Source organism: Rhodanobacter sp. DHG33 (genome assembly GCF_014843005.1).
Classification (GTDB): domain Bacteria; phylum Pseudomonadota; class Gammaproteobacteria; order Xanthomonadales; family Rhodanobacteraceae; genus Rhodanobacter_A.
The window spans coordinates 1-281 of record NZ_JACYXM010000040.1 but is presented as its reverse complement, the minus strand read 5'-3'; the positions used below and the strand labels follow the sequence as shown (position 1 = coordinate 281).

Annotated in this window: 1 protein-coding gene; it reads right to left on the bottom strand. The window is 51.6% G+C overall.

Going from position 1 to position 281, the window contains the following annotated elements; genetic code table 11:
• On the bottom strand, positions 1-271 hold a 271-nt coding region (locus IHE46_RS17255), incomplete at its 3' end, for an AMP-binding protein (RefSeq protein WP_343230055.1).
• Positions 272-281 lie beyond the last annotated feature (10 nt).

Sequence of the window (281 nt, the reverse complement as noted above, 5' to 3'; positions counted from 1 at the left end):
GACGGCCAATCGGAACTGCAGGGGCATCAAAGTCAGGTGGGCAAGACCACGCTGTCACATCGATGGCAGCCTCGGTAGGGCCGTACAGGTTATGTAGCTGCACATGCGGGAGGGCTTGTAGGCATTTGTGAGTACTTGATGCGGGAAGTGCCTCACCACTACAGATCACACGTTGCAATGCTGTACACCGCGTTACATTCGTGGCATCCAAAAAACTATTGAGCATCGATGGAACAAAGTGTGCCGTAGTGACTCGATATTGGCCGATCAAGTCAATTAAA